The sequence below is a fragment of the Tenacibaculum sp. E3R01 genome (genome assembly GCF_003318185.1).
In the GTDB taxonomy this organism is placed as follows: Bacteria; Bacteroidota; Bacteroidia; order Flavobacteriales; family Flavobacteriaceae; genus Polaribacter; species Polaribacter halocynthiae.
Genome location: NZ_QOCC01000007.1, coordinates 40,298 through 61,969, shown reverse-complemented (window position 1 = coordinate 61,969; position 21,672 = coordinate 40,298). Strand labels below are relative to the sequence as shown.

At 27.7% G+C, this 21,672-nt stretch carries 19 protein-coding genes; 14 read left to right on the top strand and 5 right to left on the bottom strand.

Annotated elements, in window-relative coordinates:
- The first annotated feature begins 1 nt into the window (after nucleotide 1).
- A complete protein-coding gene (locus tag DS884_RS00390; protein WP_233487081.1) occupies nucleotides 2-1,411 on the top strand; it encodes a S41 family peptidase in 1,410 nt (469 codons plus the stop codon).
- 54 nt (nucleotides 1,412-1,465) lie between these two features.
- On the opposite strand, the gene DS884_RS00385 is transcribed toward DS884_RS00390, so the two are convergent.
- Nucleotides 1,466-2,359, bottom strand: coding sequence for a DUF72 domain-containing protein (locus tag DS884_RS00385; protein WP_113785355.1), 894 nt, complete (start codon nucleotides 2,357-2,359; stop codon nucleotides 1,466-1,468).
- Nucleotides 2,356-3,282, bottom strand: coding sequence for a patatin family protein (locus tag DS884_RS00380; protein WP_093870883.1), 927 nt, complete (start codon nucleotides 3,280-3,282; stop codon nucleotides 2,356-2,358). Before DS884_RS00380 ends, DS884_RS00385 begins: the two co-directional genes overlap by 4 nt.
- Nucleotides 3,283-3,321: 39 nt before the next feature.
- Between DS884_RS00380 and DS884_RS00375 the strand changes: the two genes are divergently transcribed.
- The 10 genes from DS884_RS00375 (at nucleotide 3,322) to DS884_RS00330 (ending at nucleotide 15,120) form a co-directional block, all read left to right on the top strand.
- Nucleotides 3,322-4,365 carry a WD40/YVTN/BNR-like repeat-containing protein gene (locus DS884_RS00375; protein WP_113785354.1) on the top strand — a complete coding sequence of 348 codons (1,044 nt, stop codon included), beginning with the start codon at nucleotides 3,322-3,324 and terminating at the stop codon, nucleotides 4,363-4,365.
- Between the two features lie 75 nt (nucleotides 4,366-4,440).
- A complete protein-coding gene (locus tag DS884_RS00370; protein ID WP_113785353.1) occupies nucleotides 4,441-7,395 on the top strand; it encodes an amidohydrolase family protein in 2,955 nt (984 codons plus the stop codon).
- 19 nt (nucleotides 7,396-7,414) lie between these two features.
- Nucleotides 7,415-8,710 (top strand): amidohydrolase family protein, encoded by a 1,296-nt coding sequence (locus tag DS884_RS00365; RefSeq protein ID WP_113785352.1) that lies wholly within the window; start codon nucleotides 7,415-7,417, stop codon nucleotides 8,708-8,710.
- An 81-nt stretch (nucleotides 8,711-8,791) separates the two neighbouring features.
- Nucleotides 8,792-9,589, top strand: a complete 798-nt coding sequence (locus tag DS884_RS00360; RefSeq protein WP_113785351.1) for a TrmH family RNA methyltransferase — start codon at nucleotides 8,792-8,794, stop codon at nucleotides 9,587-9,589.
- A 110-nt stretch (nucleotides 9,590-9,699) separates the two neighbouring features.
- Nucleotides 9,700-10,578: an AraC family transcriptional regulator gene (locus tag DS884_RS00355; protein ID WP_113785350.1), complete on the top strand. Its 879-nt coding sequence runs from the start codon at nucleotides 9,700-9,702 to the stop codon at nucleotides 10,576-10,578.
- A gap of 101 nt (nucleotides 10,579-10,679) precedes the next feature.
- Nucleotides 10,680-11,561, top strand: coding sequence for a hypothetical protein (locus DS884_RS00350; RefSeq protein ID WP_113785349.1), 882 nt, complete (start codon nucleotides 10,680-10,682; stop codon nucleotides 11,559-11,561).
- A 171-nt stretch (nucleotides 11,562-11,732) separates the two neighbouring features.
- Nucleotides 11,733-12,965, top strand: a complete 1,233-nt coding sequence (gene hutI / locus DS884_RS00345) for an imidazolonepropionase (protein ID WP_113785348.1) — start codon at nucleotides 11,733-11,735, stop codon at nucleotides 12,963-12,965.
- 2 nt (nucleotides 12,966-12,967) lie between these two features.
- The gene (locus DS884_RS00340) at nucleotides 12,968-13,975 is read left to right on the top strand and encodes a formimidoylglutamase (RefSeq protein ID WP_113785347.1); all 1,008 of its coding nucleotides are present in this window, start codon (nucleotides 12,968-12,970) and stop codon (nucleotides 13,973-13,975) included.
- A 66-nt stretch (nucleotides 13,976-14,041) separates the two neighbouring features.
- The gene (locus tag DS884_RS00335; protein ID WP_113785346.1) at nucleotides 14,042-14,320 is read left to right on the top strand and encodes a putative quinol monooxygenase; all 279 of its coding nucleotides are present in this window, start codon (nucleotides 14,042-14,044) and stop codon (nucleotides 14,318-14,320) included.
- Nucleotides 14,321-14,328: 8 nt separating this feature from the next.
- On the top strand, nucleotides 14,329-15,120 hold the full coding sequence (locus tag DS884_RS00330) for a helix-turn-helix domain-containing protein (protein ID WP_158530798.1): 792 nt from the start codon (nucleotides 14,329-14,331) through the stop codon (nucleotides 15,118-15,120).
- An 85-nt stretch (nucleotides 15,121-15,205) separates the two neighbouring features.
- Here the strand turns inward: DS884_RS00330 and DS884_RS00325 are convergent, their stop codons facing one another.
- From DS884_RS00325 to DS884_RS00315, 3 genes are all read right to left on the bottom strand, one after another.
- On the bottom strand, nucleotides 15,206-15,949 hold the full coding sequence (locus DS884_RS00325; protein WP_113785344.1) for a LytR/AlgR family response regulator transcription factor: 744 nt from the start codon (nucleotides 15,947-15,949) through the stop codon (nucleotides 15,206-15,208).
- The gene (locus DS884_RS00320; RefSeq protein ID WP_113785343.1) at nucleotides 15,946-16,974 is read right to left on the bottom strand and encodes a sensor histidine kinase; all 1,029 of its coding nucleotides are present in this window, start codon (nucleotides 16,972-16,974) and stop codon (nucleotides 15,946-15,948) included. The genes DS884_RS00325 and DS884_RS00320 overlap by 4 nt, the downstream gene beginning before the upstream one ends.
- A 94-nt stretch (nucleotides 16,975-17,068) precedes the next feature.
- Complete coding sequence (locus tag DS884_RS00315) at nucleotides 17,069-19,435, bottom strand: outer membrane beta-barrel family protein (RefSeq protein ID WP_113785342.1); 2,367 nt, start codon at nucleotides 19,433-19,435, stop codon at nucleotides 17,069-17,071.
- A 203-nt stretch (nucleotides 19,436-19,638) separates the two neighbouring features.
- Between DS884_RS00315 and DS884_RS00310 the strand changes: the two genes are divergently transcribed.
- The 3 genes from DS884_RS00310 (at nucleotide 19,639) to DS884_RS00300 (ending at nucleotide 21,668) form a co-directional block, all read left to right on the top strand.
- The gene (locus DS884_RS00310) at nucleotides 19,639-19,995 is read left to right on the top strand and encodes a hypothetical protein (RefSeq protein ID WP_113785341.1); all 357 of its coding nucleotides are present in this window, start codon (nucleotides 19,639-19,641) and stop codon (nucleotides 19,993-19,995) included.
- A gap of 50 nt (nucleotides 19,996-20,045) precedes the next feature.
- Nucleotides 20,046-20,765, top strand: a complete 720-nt coding sequence (locus DS884_RS00305) for a hypothetical protein (protein WP_147239342.1) — start codon at nucleotides 20,046-20,048, stop codon at nucleotides 20,763-20,765.
- A 180-nt stretch (nucleotides 20,766-20,945) separates the two neighbouring features.
- A complete protein-coding gene (locus DS884_RS00300) occupies nucleotides 20,946-21,668 on the top strand; it encodes a hypothetical protein (protein WP_113785339.1) in 723 nt (240 codons plus the stop codon).
- Nucleotides 21,669-21,672 lie beyond the last annotated feature (4 nt).

Below are 21,672 nucleotides of genomic sequence, written 5' to 3'. Positions count from 1 at the left end.
TATGAAAAAAAGTATCGTTTTAAATCTTCTTTTAATTACTTTTATTATTAGTGGATGCTCAAAAACAGAACCTAACCAAATTAATAATGGGGTAAATTCTTTTATTTGGAATGGATTAAATAAATTTTATTTATGGCAAGAAAAAATCCCAGATTTATCAGATAGAAAATTTTCTACAGATCAACAAAAAAACAACTATTTAGCAACATACAACAATCCTGACAACCTATTTGAAAGTTTATTATATCAAAGAAACATTGTTGATAAATGGTCATGGATTGTTAGTGATTATGTTGCTTTAGAGCAATCATTTCAAGGTACAACAGAAACTACTGGAATGGAATTTGGTTTAAAAAGATTTAAAACAAATTCTTCAAATGTTTTTGGATATGTACGTTATGTTGTTCCAGGTACAGATGCAGCTAATAAAGGTGTAAAAAGGGGTATGATTTTTACTAAAGTAAATGGTACAACTATTACAGATAAAAACTATAGAGATTTGTTATTTTCAAAATCAAATTCTTATACAATACATTTAGCTAATTATAATAGTGGAGATCCAATAACAAACTCAACAACATATTCATTAAGTAAAAGTAGTTTTACTGAAAATCCAATCCATATTGCCAAAACTATTGATGAAGGAGGCAAAAAAATTGGGTATTTAATGTATAATAGTTTTACAGCCAATTTTGATTCTAAATTAAATTTAGCTTTTTCTAAATTTAAAACAGATGGAGTTAAAGATTTAATTATTGACTTAAGATATAATGGTGGTGGGTCTGTTCGAACTGCAACAAGGCTAGCAAGTATGATTACTGGACAATTTACTGGTGACATTTTTGCAAAACAACTTTGGAACAAAAAATATATGAGTATTGTTTCACCTGATGCTCTTATTGATAGATTCCCTGATAAAATTGGAAATAGTGAAATTATAAATAGTTTGAACTTAACTAATATTTATTTTATTACTACTGGAAGTTCTGCTTCTGCTTCTGAATTAATTATTAACGGATTGCTTCCCCACATTAATGTAAAAACTGTTGGTACTAAAACACATGGTAAATACGTCGGATCTGTAACATTATACGATTCTCCTAATTTTACAAAAAGTGGCGTAAACCAAAATCATAATTGGGCAATGCAGCCTATCGTATTAGAAATAGTAAATAAAAACAATTATAACGATAAAGATGGAATTGACCCAACTATAAATCTTCCAGAGAGTTATGGTAACATGGGGGTTTTAGGCGATAAAAATGAACCTTTGCTAGCTAGAACAATTGAATTAATAACAACTGGTAAACGTGGTTCTGTTTATAACAAAACAATTATTGAATTAGAATCAATTGGTAATTCTAAATCAAATAATCCAAACTATAATAATATGTATGTTGATTTAAAATAATCATACTTAAAATATAAATAAAAAGCTCTGGGATTAAAAACAGAGCTTTTTTATTTACAATAATGACATTTGTTGATTAGTATCTTCGTTTGGAATTTTTAAATTAATACTTAGTTCTTTGTTTAATTTTTTAATGAAATAAGAAGCTAATAAAGGAGACTCAACTTCTAAATTTTGATGAATAAAAAAGTGAATGTTTTTTAACCCCAAATCTGTCCATTCTTTTAACCTTACTACCCAATCATCTAAACGAGAGTAATCCGATATATGATTTGCACCTACATAACGAATAAATGCTTCATTATTTGTTAAACGCATGTGAAGCATATCTCTCCTTCCTGCTGTATCAACTAATACATTAGCTACATTATTTTCTTCTAATAATTGAGTATACTCTTCAAAAATACTTTTATCAGTATACCAATCTGGATGCCTAACCTCAACTGCTAAAGGAATTTCATTAGGCCAACTTTTAACAAAATTTTCTATCTTAGAAAAGTTTTTAGATCCAAAATTAGAATGCATTTGTAAAAAAACAGTACCTAATTTCTCTTCTAATCGTAGTGCATTGTCTATATAATAATTCACAACTTCTTGTACTCCTTCTAATCGTTTCCAATGGCTAATTTCTTGAGTCAGTTTTGGGAAAAACTTAAAATCACTTGGAGTTTTATCTTTCCACTTAGCAAACTGTTCTCCTGAAAATTGTCGATAAAAAGTTGCATTTAATTCAATTGAATTAAATTGTTTAGAATAATACCCCAATTCATCTTTTGTTCCTTTAGGGTAAAAACCTTTTAAATCTGCTTTATTCCATTTTGCACACCCTACATAAACATTTGGACTATCAGATATTTTATTTTTAGATAACAAATCAATAGTAGCCTTAGTGTTATTAGGCATTGTAAAATCTATTAATTCTGGATGGTCAACTTTTCCAAATTTCATTTATCTCCAATTAATTCTGTTCTAAAATCGTTCATTGAAGTATCATCTTTATACTTTGCATGGTAATATCCTTGCTTCCACCATTTTTTCATTAATTTTTTATCAAAAACTAATGAATTAGTTGTTAAAACAGTAGGTGTATAATAAAGATTTAATTTAACGTCATTATGTTTAGCTGATAATTTACCTATAGTCACATTATGCTTTTCAACATGTTCTAACATAAAATCAAAAACGTTAAGCATTAAAGAAAAAGGATTTTTAGCTGGCATTCTATTTATTTGAGTTACTTCAGTTTCTAAAATAATAGCGTCAATTTCTTTTGCTCCTCTTAAAATAGCTTCTCTAATAGGAACTAAGCAACCAAAGCCTCCATCAGCATATTGGCAAGAATTTTTTTCAAGCAAACTCATAAAAGGCACATAATTACATGATCCCCATATCCAATCACAAAAATCATCATAAGAGCAATCTAAAATAGATTTATATTCTATTTTATTAGCTGTTAAATTAGATATAGTAACAACTACTTCTTTATTTTTCTCTCTAATTTCGTCATACATTTCTTTAGTAACGTTTTTCCTTATTAAACGTCGTAAATTTTTACTTTCTCCAAATGTTTTTCTTCCCTTTAAAAAGTTCCATAAAGTATTTCTATGACGAATTGAAATTACTTTTTCTCCATGAATAGTTTTTATTTTAAAAGGGCTATTACTAAAAATAGATTGTTGATTTACTTTCGTATAAAGTTCTTTTAAAGCATCTACTTTACGCAAAGCTAAATGAGAAACCATTAAACTTCCTGTAGATGTACCTAAAAATAAATCATACTTTTTATTTTTTTCTTTCATCAAATACTCAACTACACCGCCAGCAAATGCTCCTTTACTTCCTCCTCCAGAAATTACTAATGCCTTTTTCATTGATATTTTGCCTATTTTAGTTCTGTAAAAATATTAAAAATGAAACGAATCGAACTCTTTTTTTTAGTCGCAATTATATTTATTTCTTGCAAAAAAGAATACCAACCTAGAAACATTAATAGCGCAGATATTACAACTTTTAAAATAGATAGCTCAAGTATAAGGGCAATAAAAGCTATTGATAATAACAATGTGATTTTTGCTGATTCAAAAGGAAACATAGGTAAAACGGAAGATGGAGGAAAGAATTGGAATTTTAATAAAGTTATTTACAATGATTCTATTACTCCACATTTTAGAAGTATTGCTGTGAATAAAGAAAATATTTTTGCTTTATCTATAGCTAATCCTGCGTTATTATATAAAATTGATGCTAATGAAACTAAAATAGTATATAAAGAAGAACATCCAAAAGTATTTTACGATGCCTTACAGTTTTTCCCTGATGGTAAAAACGGAATTGCAGTTGGAGATCCTACAGAAAATTGTCCTTCAATAATTATTACTTCAAATGGAGGAACTACCTGGAATAAAATACCATGCTCAAAACTTCCAGTTTTTGAAGATGGTGAAGCATTTTTTGCTGCTAGTAATACAAATATTAAAATTGTAAACAATACTGTATGGATAGTTTCTGGGGGGAAAAAAGCTCGTGTGTTAAAATCTACAGATAAAGGTAACACTTGGAACATATATGATACGCCTATTGTACAAGGTAATGGGCCACAAGGCATGTATTCTGTTGATTTTTATGATGAATTACATGGAATTACTATTGGTGGAGATTATTCAAATTCAAATGATAATTGTGCTAACAAAGCAATTACCTCAGATGGTGGTAAAACATGGACTCTTGTAGCAGACAACCAAGAACCTAATTATAAAAGCTGCATTCAATACGTTCCTAATTCAAAAGGTAAAGAAATTATAGCAGTAGGAAAAACAGGTATTTCTTTTTCAAATGATGGAGGCCTAAATTGGAAAAAATTAAGCGATGAATCTTTTTATGCTATCCAATTTGTAAATCAAAATACAGCATGGCTATCTGGCCATGAAAAAATGGGAAAACTAATCTTAAAATAATCTTAATATTTTGTTAAACAAAATTTTAAGATTTAAGAAATCAATACATTTAAGAACTAATTCAACTTTAACATAATGAAAAAAATTTTCATACTATTATTCTGCTTGTGTATTTCACACATTAAAGCACAAGAATACTTCCCTACCAATAAAGGGGTTAAAACTACAAAAAGTAGTTTAATCGCCTTAAAAAATGCAACTATCTATGTTACTCCTAAACAAGTTATAAAAAAAGGAACTTTACTTATTAAAGATGGTAAAGTATTAAATGTTGGTAAATCTGTAAGCATACCTAAAGATGCTCAAATTATTAATTTAAATGGAAAATCAATTTACCCTTCATTTATTGATGTATATGCTAATTTTGGTGTAAAAAAAGCAAAAAGAAACAATAACTTTAGCAGGCGTCCACAATATGATGCTAATAGAAAAGGCTATTACTGGAACGATCATATCCGTCCTGACACAGATGCTTTTAATCAATTTAAATATGACAGTAAAAAAGCTAAAGAGCTTTTAAATGCAGGTTTCGGTGTTGTAAACTCACATAGTGATGATGGAATCATGCAAGGAAATGGGGTGTTAATAGCTTTAAATTCTAATAGTTCTGATGCATATAGAATACTGAATAAAAAGTCAGCTAATTATTTATCTTTTTCTAAAAGTAGTAAATCACGTCAATCATATCCAACTTCTCGTATGGGAGCTATGGCTTTATTAAGACAAACTTATTTAGATGCTAATTGGTACGCTAATGGAAATGCAAAAAACTCTGACTTAGCCTTAGAAGCTTTAAATAAGAAAAAAAGTTTGCCTCAAATTTTCAGGGCTGGAGATTACCTTAATAGTTTACGTGCTGACAAAATTGGAGATGAATTTGGTATTCAATATACTATTGTTGGAGGTGGTGATGAATATGAGCGTGTTAATGATATAAAAAAAACAAACGCTACTTTTATCATACCTATTAATTTTAGAAAAGCGTATGATGTAAGTAACATTGCTTTAGCTAACAAAATAGCTTTAAGCGATATGCGTAAATGGAATCAAGAACCTTCTAACCCAAGCATTTTAGCTAAAAACAATGTTCCCTTTGCCTTAACTACTTATAAACTTAAAAGCATTAAAGGATTTTCTACGAACTTACAAAAAGCTATTTTGTATGGATTAGATAAAACAACAGCTTTAGAAGCTTTAACTACAATACCTTCAAAAATACTTAACAATAACAGCATAGGTAACTTAAATAAAGGAAGTTATGCTAACTTCCTAATTACTTCTGGTGATATTTTTGATTCTAAAACCACACTTTATGAAAATTGGGTGCAAGGAAATAAAAATAGTGTTACTCCTATGGACATTAAAGATATTACTGGTGAATATATGTTATACGCTAATGGTAAAAACTATACCATGACAATTACGGGTAAGGGTACAAAACAAAAAGCTACATTTAAACAAGAAAAAACTAAAATAAATGGTAAATTTTCATTTAAAAATGATTGGATTCAAATTACTTTAAATGACAATGGAAATTTCACTAGGCTTTCTGGCAGAATTACTAACTCAGCAAACCTTATGCAAGGAAATGGAGTTGATAATAATGGTAATGATATAGAATGGTCTGCTTCTAAAAAAGTAAAGAAGGAAGAGAAAAAGAAAGAAGGAAAAAAGAAGAAAGAGAAAAAAGCAAATGAAGTAGTTTCTATTAGTTATCCTAATATTGGTTATGGAAACTATAACATACCACAACAAGAGTCTATTTTAATTAAAAACACTACTGTTTGGACTTCTGATAATCAAAAAGTATTAAATAATACTGATGTTTTAATTTCTAATGGAAAAATAACTAAAATTGGTACTAATATTAATGCTAGAAATACCAAAGTAATTGATGGAACAGGTAAGTATTTAACAGCAGGAATTATAGATGAACATTCTCATATTGCTGCTTCTGCAATAAATGAAGCAGGACACAATTCATCAGCCGAAGTTACGATTGAAGATGTTGTTGATCCTAGTGATGTTAATATTTATAGAAACTTAGCAGGTGGTGTAACATCAATTCAAATATTACACGGTTCTGCAAACCCTATTGGCGGACGTTCTGCTATATTAAAATTAAAATGGGGAGAGAATGCAGATGGATTAATTTACAAAAATTCTCCAAAATTCATCAAGTTTGCCTTAGGTGAAAATGTAAAGCAATCCAATTGGGGAGATAATAACACTGTTAGATTTCCTCAAACACGAATGGGAGTTGAACAAGTTTATATTGATTATTTTCAAAGAGCTAAAGAATATGATACTAAAAAGAAAAGTGGAAAGCCTTACCGTAAGGATATTGAGTTAGAAACATTAGCCGAAATTATTAATAAAAAACGTTTTATCTCTTGTCATTCATATGTACAATCAGAAATAAATATGTTAATGAAAGTTGCAGAAAAATTCAATTTTAACATTAATACGTTTACACATATTTTAGAAGGATATAAAGTTGCTGATAAAATGAAAAAACATGGTGTTGGTGGTTCTACTTTTTCTGACTGGTGGGCATATAAATATGAAGTTAACGATGCAATTCCTTACAATGCAGCAATAATGCATAAACAAGGTATTACAGTTGCAATTAACTCTGATGATGCAGAAATGTCAAGAAGGTTAAATCAAGAAGCTGCAAAAACTATCAAATACGGAGGTATGACTGAACAAGAAGCTTGGAGCATGATTACCATTAACCCTGCTAAATTATTACATTTAGATGATCGAACTGGAAGTATTAAAGTAGGAAAAGATGCCGATGTGGTATTGTGGAGTGATAATCCTTTATCTATTTATGCTAAAGCTGAAAAAACAATTATTGACGGAGCTATTTATTTTGACATTAAACAAGACCTAGCAAAACGTAATGCTATAAAAGCAGAGCGCTCTAAACTTATTAATATGATGTTAAAAGAAAAAATTAAAGGAGCTAAAACACAAGCCCCAGTTAAAAAAACTAAAAAATTATTTCACTGTGATACTGAATAAGAATTTTAAAAGACAACTCATGAAAAACACCATTTTATATAGTTTAGTTTATTTCTTATTCATAGGGAATATACTTGCTCAACAAACTCCGGCTCCTAAACAAACAAATGACTACTCTATAGAAGGTGCTACAGCTCATTTAGGAAATGGACAAATAATAGAAAACTCATTAATTATGTTTTCTAAAGGAAAAATTTCTTTTGTTGGTAGTGCCAATACAAGAATAGCTAGAACAGGAACAGTAATTAATGCAAAAGGAAAGCATGTATACCCTGGCTTTATTGCTGCAAATAGCTCGTTAGGGTTAGCTGAAATTGATGCTGTACGTGCTACTAAAGATTACGACGAAGTTGGTAGTATGCTACCACATATAAGAACTATCATAGCGTATAATACGGAAAGTAAAGTTATAGAAACCATGCGTCCAAATGGAGTTTTAATGGCACAAATTACTCCTAGAGGTGGTAGTATATCTGGTACATCGTCAGTAGTACAATTTGATGCATGGAATTGGGAAGATGCGAGCATTAAAACTGATGACGCTATCCATTTAAATTGGCCTAGTAATTTTAGTAGAGGTCGTTGGTGGTTAGGAGAAGATCCTGCTTTAAAACCAAATAAAAATTATGTAAAAAACATTACAAAAATTAAAGAATATTTTTTTAAAGCAAAAAGGTATTTAAACAGTAAAAAAACTAATAAAAACTTACCTTATGAAGCCCTTAAAAATGTATTTAAAGGAACACAGAAAGTTTTTATTCATGTAAACGGTAAAAATAGAATAACTGATGCTATTAATTTATTTCATGAACTTACTATAAAAAACATAGTTATCGTTGGGGGCGCTGAAGCTGAAAAAGTAGCTCCTTTATTAAAATCGAATAATATTCCAGTTGTTATAGAAAGAGCACATCGTTTACCTTCAAGTGAAGACGAAGATTATGATTTACCTTTTCGTTCTGCTAAAACGTTAACTGATGCTGGTTTATTAGTAGGTTTAGGAATGAATGGTAGTATGGAACGCATGAGTACAAGAAATTTGCCTTTTTATGCTGGTACTTATGCTGCTTACGGATTAACAAAAGAACAAGCTTTACAATTAATTACATTAAATAATGCTAAAATTCTAGGCATTGACAAATTTACTGGTAGTTTAGAAGTTGGTAAAGATGCTACATTATTTATCTCAGAAGGTGATGCATTAGACATGAGAGGAAATATACTCTTAAATGCATTTATTCAAGGAAGAAAGTTAAGTTTGGAAACACATCAAACAAAACTTTGGAAACGCTATACGAATAAATATAAAAATTAACTATTGTCCCTCCCCTTAAAAACGCTATTCCTTAAAAAGAATAGCGTTTTTTTTTATAAAACATAATAGTATTTTTGCAAAATGAAAATAATTAGTAGTATACAGAATTCATACATAAAAGATCTATTAAAATTACAAGATAAATCACGTGAACGAAAGAAAAAAGGGCTTTTTTTAGTAGAAGGCCAACGTGAAATTTCTTTAGTTCTTAAAGGAAATTATGAAATAGACTCTATTTTATTTGTAGCTGAAGTTTTTTCTAAAGAAAAAGCTATACTATTAAATATACCTACTTCAAAATATATAGAAATAACAAAAGAGGTATATCAAAAACTAGCTTATAGAGATTCTACTGAAGGAGTAATCGCAGTAGTAAAAACAAAAGAGTTTAAGTTAGATAACATTGAATTTAACACTCCTACTCCACTTATTTTAGTACTGGAAGGAATTGAAAAACCTGGAAATTTAGGAGCAATGTTACGAACTGCAGATGCCGCAAAATTAGACGCTGTTTTTATAGCTAATCCTAAAACTGATATGTTTAATCCAAATATTATTCGATCTAGTGTAGGGTGTTTATTTACAAATCAAATAGCGGTTGGTAGCTCTGAAGATGTTTCTAATTTTTTGAAGAATAAAAACATACATATTTATAGCGCTACTCTTCAAAATTCAAATGAGTATCATAAAAATGATTATACCAAACCTACAGCCATAGCTGTTGGAACCGAAGCAACAGGACTTACTCAAATTTGGAGAGACGTAGCAACTCAAAATATTAACATCCCAATGCAAGGAGAAATAGACTCTATGAATGTATCTGTAGCAGCTGCTATATTAACTTTTGAGGCCAAAAGGCAAAGAGAATTTAAAATTTAAATATAAAAACTATCTTATGGGTATTTTTTACATAAGTTATAATCATAAAAATCAAGATTAAATAATTGTAGTTGTATTTAATTTTAAAACAATTATACTACTATTGTGTAATGGAAAAGCTTCCTATTCATATAAAATTTAATAATCAACAAAATCCTAATTCGGAATTTGATATACTTCAACTTGAAGATTTATTTAAAAGAGAAGATTTAGACAATTCAATTAGAGAATTACAAATAGTTGAATTTTATATGATAGTTCTAGTACAACAAGATTCAGGAAAACACACCATAGATTTTACAGATTATGATTATCAAAAAGGAACTTTACTAACTATTAGAAAAGATCAAATTCATAAATTCCATGTTAATGAAAATGTAAAAGGTAATTTACTTCTCTTTACAGATAATTTTCTGGTAACTTATCTTGAAGAAATAGAGAATCAAAAAATTATACAGCTCTTTAATGAATTATTAGGTAATCCTAAAATACAATTAACAGAGAAGCAATTGAATGATATTAACGAAATTATTTTAAAAATTCAGAATGAATATTTATCTATTAGCGATAGTTATTCTTTAAGCATTATTAGAAGTTTACTTCATATTCTTATCACTCAATTATATAGAATAAAATCAAAAAACAACCAGATAGTCAAAAATAAAAAATACTTAAATGATTTTATTCTACTACAAAAATTAGTAGAAAAAAGTGTGATAAAACATTCTAAAGTTAACTATTATGCTCAAGAGATGGCTATCTCTACAAAAACCTTAAATACTATCACAAAAAGTATTGTTAATCAATCTGCCAAAAAATTCATTGATAATATCTACATTAAACAAATCAAACGTTTATTATTAAACACTGAATACCCTATAAAAAAAGTAGCTTATCTTTCTGGATTTGAAGAAAGTACAAATTTCTACAAATACTTTAAACGTAAAACTAACCTATCACCTGATCTCTTTAGAAGTAAAAACAAGTAACTTTCCCATTTTTACAGTTTTTAGAAGTTTTTCTATAGCTTCTTAACAACGAAGTCATCTCATCTTTGCAATCAATTATTAACTATAAATAATTATACAAAATGAGAACTATATCTATAATTTTATCTACTATTTTCTTAGTACTTATAATTGGTTGCAATACAGTTAAAGAATCAAATTCAAATTCTAAAAAAACAAAAAAAATGGAGAGTAAAAATTTAAAAAACACAGCAAAAAAAGCTCAAGAAGCTTTTTTTAGTACCTATAATGAAGAAGGTATTAAAAAATATTTTTCAAAAAATTACATTCAACACAACCCTAATATTCCTACTGGTATTGGACCTGTACTCGAGTTTTTACCGATACTAAAAAAAGCAGGTACTACCAGTAAAACACATCGTATGCTACAAGACAACAACTATATTGTAATGCATAATACTTATAATAATGCTGAAGCTTTTGGTGCCAAAGAAGTAGTTACTTTTGATGTTTGGAAAATAGATGAGGAAAAAGTTACCGAACATTGGGATGCGGTGTCTCCTATTGTTAAAACAACAACAAGTGGAAGAAGTCAATTTGATGGAATGACTGAAATTACCGACCTAAATAAAACTCAGGATAACAAAAAAATTGTAGAAAATTTTATTAATGATGTTTTATTTGGTAATAATCCTAATAAAATAACTAACTATATTAGTACTGAAAAATACTATCAACATAATACAAATATTGCAGACGGATTAGACGGACTTGGAAAAGCTATTGATTATTTAGTTTCTCAAAATGACATGTTTGTATACAAGAAAGTTCATAAAATTTTAGGTGAAGGTAATTTTGTGTTAACTATAAGTGAAGGAGAATGGCATAATAAACCTCATGCCTTTTATGATTTATTCAGGTTAAAAAATTCTAAAATTGTTGAGCACTGGGATGTTATTCAAGAGATTCCAAAAAAAATGGCTCATAATAATGGTATGTTTTAATTTTTCCGAAGCTTATAAACCATCTAAGGGTTTATAAGTTTCTTTTTTTTATAAAAAAACAGAAAGTAACTTTTAATTAAAATTACAAAAAATAGTGTCTAGTAATCAAAAAAACATATCATAATTTGTACTTTTTAATGTAAGTTTGTCTAGTAAAATTTGAAGCTACCTATGACAACTTTATTAATAAACATCAAGGAATTAATACAGATACGTGAAAACAGTGTAAAAAAAGTAGCAGGTAAAGACATGAATGTTTTACCTACTTTAAAAAATGCTTTCTTACTTATTGAAAATGACATTATTATTGATTATGGAAGCATGGAAAACATTCCTTCTTCTACAGATAATATTATTGATTGTGAAGGAAAAATGATTTTACCAACTTGGTGTGATTCACATACTCACATTGTATATGCAGGTAATCGAGAACAAGAATTTGTTGATAGAATTAATGGTTTAAGCTACGAAGAAATAGCCAATAATGGTGGAGGTATTTTAAATTCTGCTAAAAAACTACAATCTACTTCAGAAGAAGACCTTTACAAACAATCTTCAAAACGTTTAGAAGAAGTTATCGCTTTAGGTACTGGAGCTGTTGAAATTAAATCTGGCTACGGATTAACTGTTGATGCTGAATTAAAGATGCTTCGTGTAATTAAAAAGTTAAAGGAAAATTATAAGCTACCTATTAAAGCTACCTTTTTAGGAGCTCATGCTTTTCCATCAGAATATAAAAACAATAAAGAAGGCTACATTAATTTAATTATTAACGAGATGTTACCTAAAATTGCAGAAGAAAACTTAGCTGAATTCGTTGATGCTTTTTGTGAAACTGGTTATTTCTCAGTTGAAGATACCGATAAAGTTTTAACTGCTGCAAAAAAATACGGTTTAACACCTAAAGTACATGTTAATCAATTTACAACAATAGGGGGTGTAGCAATGAGTGTAAAACAGAATGCAATATCTGTTGACCATTTAGAGGTAATGAATAATAAAGATATTGAAGCACTTCAAGGATCAGAAACAATGCCAGTAGCACTACCTTCATGTTCTTATTTTTTAAGTATTCCTTATACACCAGCTCGTGATATTATAAATGCCAATCTTCCATTAGCTTTAGCTACTGATTTTAATCCAGGGTCAACACCTTCTGGAAACATGAATTTTGTTGTAGCTACAGCATGTATTAAAATGAAAATGACTCCAGAAGAGGCTATTAATGCAGCAACTATTAATGGTGCTTACGCTATGAATTTAGCAGATAAAGTAGGAAGTATTACTAAAGGTAAAAAAGCAAACTTTATTATTACTAAAGAAATTCCTTCGTATGGTTTTATACCTTATAGCTTCGGTTCTAACTTAATCGATTCTGTATATATTAACGGTGAAAAAATATAAAAATGCTACATCTTTTTACACAACAAGCAATTGCTAATTTCACTAATACTAGAAATGGTGAAACTAAATTAGGAGAATGTGTTTCAGTAATTAATTCAAAAAAAAAAATAAGAGAAGAATTAAATGATTCACCAACAAATTTTGTTATTCTTGGTATACCAGAAGATATTGGTGTTCGTATGAATGGTGGTAATGGTGGTGCACATACATCGTTTATTCCTGCTATAAAAGCTTTTTTAAACACTCAGCAAAATCAATTTATTGACGGAAATAAAATACTCGTTTTAGGATATTTAGATTGCTTAGATGATGTCATAAATTTTGATAGTGAGGATAGAGAAAAAGGCGATTTACTAGTTAAAAAAATTGACAAAGAAGTATCTAACATTGTACAGTTAATTATTGAATGTGGTAAGACACCAATTATAATTGGAGGTGGCCATAACAATGCATTTGGGAATATCAAAGGACTGTCAGAAGCTAGTAAACAAGCTGTAAATGTTATTAATTTAGATGCCCACACTGATTTACGTCGTTTAGAAGAACGTCACAGTGGTAATGGTTTTTCATATGCTTTACACGAAAACTATCTCGATAAATATTTTATGTTTGGTTTGCATGAAAACTATACTCCTCAATATGTTTTTGATATGATTCATAATAACATGAAACTAGAGTATAATACTTTTGAAGAATTAGAAGTATACGCTATTGCTAATTTTAAAAATGAATTACAACGAGCTATAAATTTTATTGATAATAAACCTTTTGGTATTGAAATAGATTTAGATTGCGTTCAACATTTTCCTAGTAGTGCCATGACACCTACTGGTTTTACACCTCAGCAAACACGGCAGTTTGTTTATAGTTTTGCTAAAAACAACAATGCTTCTTATATTCATATATGTGAAGGTGCACCTAGCGTTAAAAACGAGCCTACAGCTGCTGTACAAGTTGGTAAATTTATTAGTTATTTAATTTCAGACTTCATAAAGGCAAAAGAAAATTAATTAACTTTTATAATCAATGTCGTTTTTTTACTATACTTTCTTTTATTGCTAAATTATTTTTGACTCATGGAAAAAATTATAATAGCACAAATAACAGTAAAAGAAAATCAAATAGCTATCTTTTTAAAACTAGCAAGTGAAATGGTAAAAACAAGCAATCAAGAAGAAGGATGTATTACCTATCAATTATTAAATGACGTTTATAATAAAAGTAACTTTTTATTTTATGAGAAATATCAAAATGAAAAAGCAGTAAAACTACACAATACATCTTTTCATTTTAATGCTTTTTTAAATGATATTTCTTCTTTACTTAGTAAAGAGCCTGTCATTAATATTTATTAAAAATAAACGTGAATAAAAAATATTACAAACCATCAAAAAACCTATCATCTTATGTTGATAGGTATTTTATTTGTAAACAATTTGAAAAGCTTCCTTTAATTTTACCTGGTACAGGATTAGAATTACTTTTTCACATAAACGAATCATTCAATATTAATAACCAAACTTTAAGTCAAGCACATATTCTTTGCCCCAGAGAACACTTAAAAATAAATACTAATTCTAAGGTAAATTACATTGCTGTACGATTTAAAAGTGGTGCATTTAGGCACTTTAGTCCTTTAGGACACACAGAAATTATAAATAGTTATTTATCGGTTGAAGATTTATGGAAAAATTCTGGTAAAACACTTATAAACAAATTACAAGAAACATCAGAAATTAATGATAAAATACAATTGATTGAACGATTTTTATTATCAAAATTATCAAAACATCAAATTAAGGAGACCACTAATTGGGATGGAGTTATTACTTCTTTATATAAAAACTTCAACACTATTAATTTACAAGAATTAGCTTGCAATACCAGTTTAAGTTATCGTCAATTTGAACGAAATTTTAAACAACATTTTGGCATAACTTCAAAAAAGTTTCAACGTATTACTCGATTACAAAACACTGTTAAACAAGTTCTTTTAAGTAAAAACACTCATTATTTACACATAGCCTTAGATAACGGGTATTATGATCAAAGTCATTTTATAAAAGATTTCTTTTTACTTTCTGGTACTAAACCTTCCAACTACTTTACTGTAGATAATTTTGACAACCATTTTTATTATAAATCTCTTGTGTAATATTTTGCTTTTATATTCAAAAATCTAAGTATGAGTAAAAGTCATTATATATGAATCTGAAATTAAACTCTTAAACTAAAAATTTTTACTCAATCCATTTTCTAAACTCACTTGTTGAAGATGCACTTGTAATTAAATGTTGTTTGTATTTTTTAATCGAAACGGCCAGCCTATCTCCAAAGTAAGGTTCTATTTTCTCAATGAAATTGATATTTACAATTTCTCCCCGATTAATTTGGAAAAACTCTTTTGGATTTAACTCTTTTATTAAATCAGATAATTTATAGCGAAATTCATTTTCTTTTCCGTTTTCATCAATTGCAATACATCTACCTGAATTAGATAAAATTGCTCCAGTATTTTTTGTGCTTAAAATTTTTAATTCTGTTTTAGTTTTTACAATAATACGTTCTTTGTAATTATTGTTCAATCCATGAATAGCTTCAGATATTTTCGTCCAATCAACTTCTTTACTTTGTAAATTATTAAACTTTTCCATTGCTTTACAAAACTTATTGTAGCTTATAGGTTTTAATAAATAAGCTATTCCGTTTACATCAAAAGCATCTTGGTAAAAAGTATTATAGGCAGTTGTAAAAATAATTGGACATTTAATAATACTAGTTTTCAATAAAGAAAATACATTTCCATCTAACAACTCAATATCAGAAAACACTAAATCAACTTGTCCATTAGTTTCATACCAATTTTCTACTTCTTCTTTACTTTGTAACGAAGTTACTATTTCAATTTTGTCATTGTATCGAAGAATATGATCAGTAATAATTTCGATATTAATAGACTCGTCTTCAATAATTAATACTTTCATACTTCAGAAATTAGCGGTATTTTAACAGTAAATTCATTATCAGTTTCTGTAAAAATAACATTTTTGTTAAAATTTAGTTGATATTGGCGTTTTAAATAATCATTTCCCGTTCCTGTACCAAGTGTAAAATCAACTTTATTTAGTTTGTTTTTTATTATAATTCTATTTTCTTTTAATGAAAGATAAATAAATAGTGGATTTTTTTCACTTGCCTTATTATGTTTTATTGCATTTTCAACACACAACTGTAATGAACACGGAATAATAAAACCATCAGTATTTTCTATATTATTTTTAATTTGATAAGTATTTCCAAAACGTTTTTCCATTAAATTCATATAACTTATTAAGAATGACAACTCATCTTTTAACTCAACCAATTGTTTTTTTCCATGGTTTAAATAATAACGATACACATCCGAAAAATCATCAATAAAACCTTCTATTTGGCCTGGATTTTTTCTTGCTAAACCAGATAAAACGCTTAAATTATTAAATAAAAAATGTGGTTCTAGATTCTTTTGTAACATTTGAGATTGTAATACTGCCTTTTCTTTTTCTGTTTGTTCTAATTCTAATGTTGTTTTTTGAGATTGCCTGAAATATAAAAATGCTGAAGTAAGCGCAAAAATATCAACAAGTATAAAAGCAACGGACATTGTATTTATAAATCTAATTATAAAATTATATTCTTTACTATTCATTATAATACCTAAAAGAACATAATCGATAATAACCCCCACAGTAACAAATAACAAAAATGATAAAATATAAACCTTTACAAATTTTAAAATTGTATTTGTTATGTCTATTTTATTAATAACTTTCCATGAAACAATTACAGAAATTAACGAAACTAAGGAGAATAGAAAAACAGAAACGTGATCGAAATAGTCATAAAAATCAATATCGCTATTAACTCGCACATTATGTAACAAATAAATTTTACCAGAATTACCAAATAACAATAATACTATGACTACTAAAACTTGTTTTATATTTATTTTTTGATTGAAAATTTTCACTTCTTTAGAATTTTTAGAATTACAAAATACATTTTTAGTTTAAAAAAAGCTTTTAAAAAATATTTAATTGTTTAAATCGCTTTATTATAAGTTATTATTTTTTAGCTCTATTTTGTTCTTCTGAATTACCTGAACTACGTTGCCTAACTTTAATTTTTTTATTTCCAAAACTATAGTTTAAACTAATTTTTACACTTTGCGTATCAAAATAGTTATAATATGTTTGGTTTATTCCGTTCGTTTTAGTGTTAACGCTTGTTGCTCTTAGTTTTAAAATATCATTTATAGCAAGAGTACAGTTTAGTTTTTTATCTAATAATGAAAACTTTAATCCTAAATCTAAGTTAACCATTTCAGTTGTTGAAAAATACATTAATTTTTGTGGAGAAGCATAAATAAATGTAGCTTCTGCTTGTACAGTTTTTGCTTCATTTAAATGAAACGTATTTCTATTATAAAATTGAAAGTTCCAACCACTTAATAACTTAGCGTCTAAATTAAATCCATCTTTATAACGGGTATCCATTTTTGATAAAGCAGCTTGAGTTGTTGTATTCCACCATTTCGTTGGATTGTATATAAAAGTTTCAGATATTCCGTAATTATAAGCGGTATAAAAATTATCAAATGTTACTACTATTCTTTGCTGCGCTCCATCTTCAGCTTTAATAATATTAAAATAACCGTTATCAACATAACTTACAAATGCTTTACTTATCAATTTTCCTTTGTAAATATGCTTTAACTCAAAATTTTCAGAAATTTGAGGTTTTAAAAACGGATTCCCTTCTTGATATGAAATAGGATTAATATAAAAACGAAATGGATTTAAACGCTCAAAACTAGGTCGTTGAATTCTTCTACTATAACTCAAATTAAACATGTTTGTTCTACTAGGGTTATACCCTAAAAAAACTGATGGAAATAGTTTGTTATACGAGTTAATATCAGTTTGATTATTTGTTTTTGAAACTCCTTTTGTTCTAGTATTTTCAAAACGAAGCCCCATTTTTAATTGCCATTTTTCGCTTAATGGTTTAGACATATCTGCATATAATGCATTTATGTTTTCAGAATACATAAATGTATTGCTTTGCGTTGGATCAAAAATAGGTGCACCAGTAGTAGTATTGTAAAAAGCTACATCGCTATCTGTTTTAGTAAATGTTGTTTTAACTCCGTATGAAAAATTCGCCCACTTACTTGGGTGCTCTATATCTATTCTCCCGCTATAATTTTTAATATTTTGATTTATGCTGTTTTTCGCTTCAAAATAGCTTTGATTTGTAATAAATTGTTCACTGCTAAAAACTCTATTAGAAGAATTATTATAATTAAAATAATCAACATCAATAGATAGCTTTCTACCTAGAGTATCTAATTTTTGGATGTAATGAGCATTTATTGAATGGTTCATATTTTTCGTATCTGCATTACCTTTATTAACTGTATAGGTCCCATTTCCATCATTAATTAATGTTCTTCCACCATCTTTTATACCTTTATCCTCAGACGAGCCTGAGTATAAAACTCCTACAGTAGCATTATCTGTTAAACTGTAATCTAAACCTAACCTACCTGATATTACATTTTCTTTATTTTTCATATCAAGATTTGATACTGTTGAAGCTGAAGGATAAATAATATCAAATTGATTAAATTGTGCAGTATGTCCTTTAGTTCCATTTAAAGAAGCAATTAAACTTACTTTATTTTTATTGTAATTAAATGTGTTTCCAATATTAAGTAACGCGTATGTTGCTTGCGTATAAGACGTTCTTAATTGATTATTCCAGCTATTTTCTTTTGATTTTTTTAAAACTATGTTAATAAGTCCACTATTACCTTCAGCATCATATTTCGACGGAGGTGTTGTAATCACTTCTATATTTTTAATATCATCTGACGCAATGGTACCCAAATAAGCATTTAGTTCACTTCCTGATAATTGTATAATTCTATCATTTACCATTACTCTTACATTTCCCTTACCTACAATAGCTAATTTATCTGTATCTACATTTACACTTGGTGTTGTTTTTAATGCATCAAGGGCAGTTCCCCCTGTTCCAGCCACTGTATTCTCTATATTAAAAACCAATCTATCTACTTTTTGTTCAATGAGTTTTTTACGAGCAGTTATTACTACTTCTTGTAGTTGTTGTCCTTCCTCATTTAAAACGACTGTTCCGATACTCGATTTTGTAGGATATATCTTTTTTGTAATAAAACCTACAAAACTAATTTCTAAATACACATTTTCCTTTTTTGAGTTGATAGAAAACTTTCCATTTTCGTTAGAAATCACACCTGTAATAAGTGAATTATCTGCTTTGTTTTTTAATATAATATTCGCAAATGAAATAGGTAAGTTTTGTTTATCAACTATTTTTCCTGTAAACGTTTGTCCAAAACTAATTGAACAAATAAAAATGAATAAAAATGTTGCTATGGTTTTCATAATAATAGTAATTCAATATTAATAACACTTCAAAAGTACCTTGAGAAGGTTGTTTTTAAAATAGCTATGAAATGAATTGAGGAAAAAATGAAATGAATTAAGGGTAATTAAAATAAACAGTTACTCGTTTTCTTTTTTAACTACATATTTTTATACTTAAATTTACTATTTTGGAAAAATCATTCAAAAAATAAAAAGCTACTATGGAAGGAGATATTGTTATTTTATTAACCTTTATTATATTGATCGGAATATACATATCATTCTTATTCTGGTCTAATAACAGAAAGAAAAGTCATCTTATGACAATTGAATCTGATTGGAAAAATTTAAAAAAAGCAATAGAGAATAATCATATTGATGGAATTGTAAAATTTGGAACAGCAGTTATATGGAATGAACACTTTACAATGGTTAAATTAAAAGAAATGAAAAAACTAATCAATGTTTTGGAAAAACAAAACCCAGATATAAAGAAATCAAAAAAACTTGAAAATTTAAAATTATTGATTTTTAATAAGTCTTTAGATTGGAATACAAAACATCTAAACATAGGGTAATAAGAATTATTAAAACAATTACCAGAGTAACAAATATAAAAACACAAATCTTGAAATTGAAAAGTCGAATTAAATTCAAAAAATGGAATAAATACTTATTTGAATTCCTTTCTATTTTTCTAGCTGTTACTTTAGCCTTTTTGCTAGACAGGTGGAATGATGAAAGAAAAAATAATATTGCAGAAAATAAAATTCTTAAAGAAATTTATAACGGTTTAGAGCGTGATAGCATAGATATTGCAAATGATGAGCAATATTTCAAAGTTGCCTTTAGAGGCTTAAACTATTTTAGTGACATCATTGATGGAAAAACTATTAAAAATGATTCTTTAGTAATGTTCTATTATCTTTTTTCCAGAGAGAGCATAGTTGTTCAAAACAAATCTGGATATGAATCTTTAAAATCTAAAGGTTTGGAGACTATTAAAAGTGATAGTCTTAGAAGTAAAATTATAAATCTATATGAAGTCGACTATGAATTAGCTAGAAAATTTAACGAAGAGCATAGTGAATATAAATTTATGCCTAACTACTTTCATAGGATAAATCAATTTATTGCCCCAAATTTTAAATATGATACAACTTATAAATTAGTTGGAATAAAATTACCTTTAGTGCTAAAAAAAACAGAAAGGAATTTATTGAAAAGCTATTTATGGAAAATAGGAGTTGGTAAATCAGATAGATACCGTGCCTCTCAAAATAGAAAGAAAAAAATTGGAAATTTAAGAAAAGAAATAAAAGAATATCTAAACACAAGAAACGAGTAAAATTACTTATTAAACTCTTAACAAATACACATGTTTGTTATTAATAAACCTTTACAGAATTTAAAAGAATTAGACACAAATAAAATCTATTACCTCAATAAATTAATAATTGATATTCTAATAATCTCTGTATCATACAGGTTAAAGTAAAAACTCTTAAAACAATACTAAATAGATCAAATGGATAGCATAAATAATATTATAAAAAAGGCTCAAAACGATATATTTCCAGAATTAGAAGCGAAAATTCGATTAGAATTAGAGAAAAAAGATAAAGATTGGCTAATTGATCAAATCATATTTCTTACATGTGAAAAACATAGTTTACATGAACAAAAAAGCAACTTTGAAAACTTTAAAAAACGCCTAACTAGAATCAAAAACATAGGCTATAATAGTAAAACGTTAAGTGACTTTATAGGTAAGTATCAAAAAATCAATAGATCTAATTTAGAAGAATCTGAATTACTATTAAACCCTCCAAAAATGGGATTAAATTCTATAGCTGTTCAGCAAAGGTCAATAAAAGGAGAAACGCTACTTAAAAAAGTTGAAGATATACTTTATGTATCTTTATATGGAGATATTACTATTAACGTTGATTTAAAACGTAATCAGAAAGAAATACTAACAATCATGTTACCCAAAAGTAAAAGTGACTCATTATCTTTTCTTAAGGCAGTAACAGAAATGAATGTTACAGGTACTTGGAATGATCCTGATGGAGTATCAAATGATGATCACACCAATAATGTTGAGCTACAAATTGAGTTTAATAATGATGAAGAAGGAACTATTGGACTTGCTATATTTACAGCGCTTAATCTTATTAATCTTTTACATGTAAATGAACAAATTTTATACACTCGTATGGAGAAAATTGAACGAAGCTCATTATCTTAAGCTA

Excerpts from the sequence above, each read along its gene's own strand:
- DS884_RS00315 (WP_113785342.1), bottom strand. The coding sequence starts at position 19,435 with ATGAAAACCATAGCAACATTTTTATTCATTTTTATTTGTTCAATTAGT.
- DS884_RS00325 (WP_113785344.1), bottom strand. The coding sequence starts at position 15,949 with ATGAAAGTATTAATTATTGAAGACGAGTCTATTAATATCGAAATTATT.
- DS884_RS00360 (WP_113785351.1), top strand. The coding sequence starts at position 8,792 with ATGAAAATAATTAGTAGTATACAGAATTCATACATAAAAGATCTATTA.
- DS884_RS00380 (WP_093870883.1), bottom strand. The coding sequence starts at position 3,282 with ATGAAAAAGGCATTAGTAATTTCTGGAGGAGGAAGTAAAGGAGCATTT.
- DS884_RS00340 (WP_113785347.1), top strand. The coding sequence starts at position 12,968 with ATGCTACATCTTTTTACACAACAAGCAATTGCTAATTTCACTAATACT.
- DS884_RS00355 (WP_113785350.1), top strand. The coding sequence starts at position 9,700 with ATGGAAAAGCTTCCTATTCATATAAAATTTAATAATCAACAAAATCCT.
- DS884_RS00390 (WP_233487081.1), top strand. The coding sequence starts at position 2 with ATGAAAAAAAGTATCGTTTTAAATCTTCTTTTAATTACTTTTATTATT.
- DS884_RS00365 (WP_113785352.1), top strand. The coding sequence starts at position 7,415 with ATGAAAAACACCATTTTATATAGTTTAGTTTATTTCTTATTCATAGGG.
- DS884_RS00370 (WP_113785353.1), top strand. The coding sequence starts at position 4,441 with ATGAAAAAAATTTTCATACTATTATTCTGCTTGTGTATTTCACACATT.
- hutI (WP_113785348.1), top strand. The coding sequence starts at position 11,733 with ATGACAACTTTATTAATAAACATCAAGGAATTAATACAGATACGTGAA.
- DS884_RS00385 (WP_113785355.1), bottom strand. The coding sequence starts at position 2,359 with ATGAAATTTGGAAAAGTTGACCATCCAGAATTAATAGATTTTACAATG.
- DS884_RS00310 (WP_113785341.1), top strand. The coding sequence starts at position 19,639 with ATGGAAGGAGATATTGTTATTTTATTAACCTTTATTATATTGATCGGA.
- DS884_RS00335 (WP_113785346.1), top strand. The coding sequence starts at position 14,042 with ATGGAAAAAATTATAATAGCACAAATAACAGTAAAAGAAAATCAAATA.
- DS884_RS00375 (WP_113785354.1), top strand. The coding sequence starts at position 3,322 with ATGAAACGAATCGAACTCTTTTTTTTAGTCGCAATTATATTTATTTCT.
- DS884_RS00300 (WP_113785339.1), top strand. The coding sequence starts at position 20,946 with ATGGATAGCATAAATAATATTATAAAAAAGGCTCAAAACGATATATTT.
- DS884_RS00350 (WP_113785349.1), top strand. The coding sequence starts at position 10,680 with ATGAGAACTATATCTATAATTTTATCTACTATTTTCTTAGTACTTATA.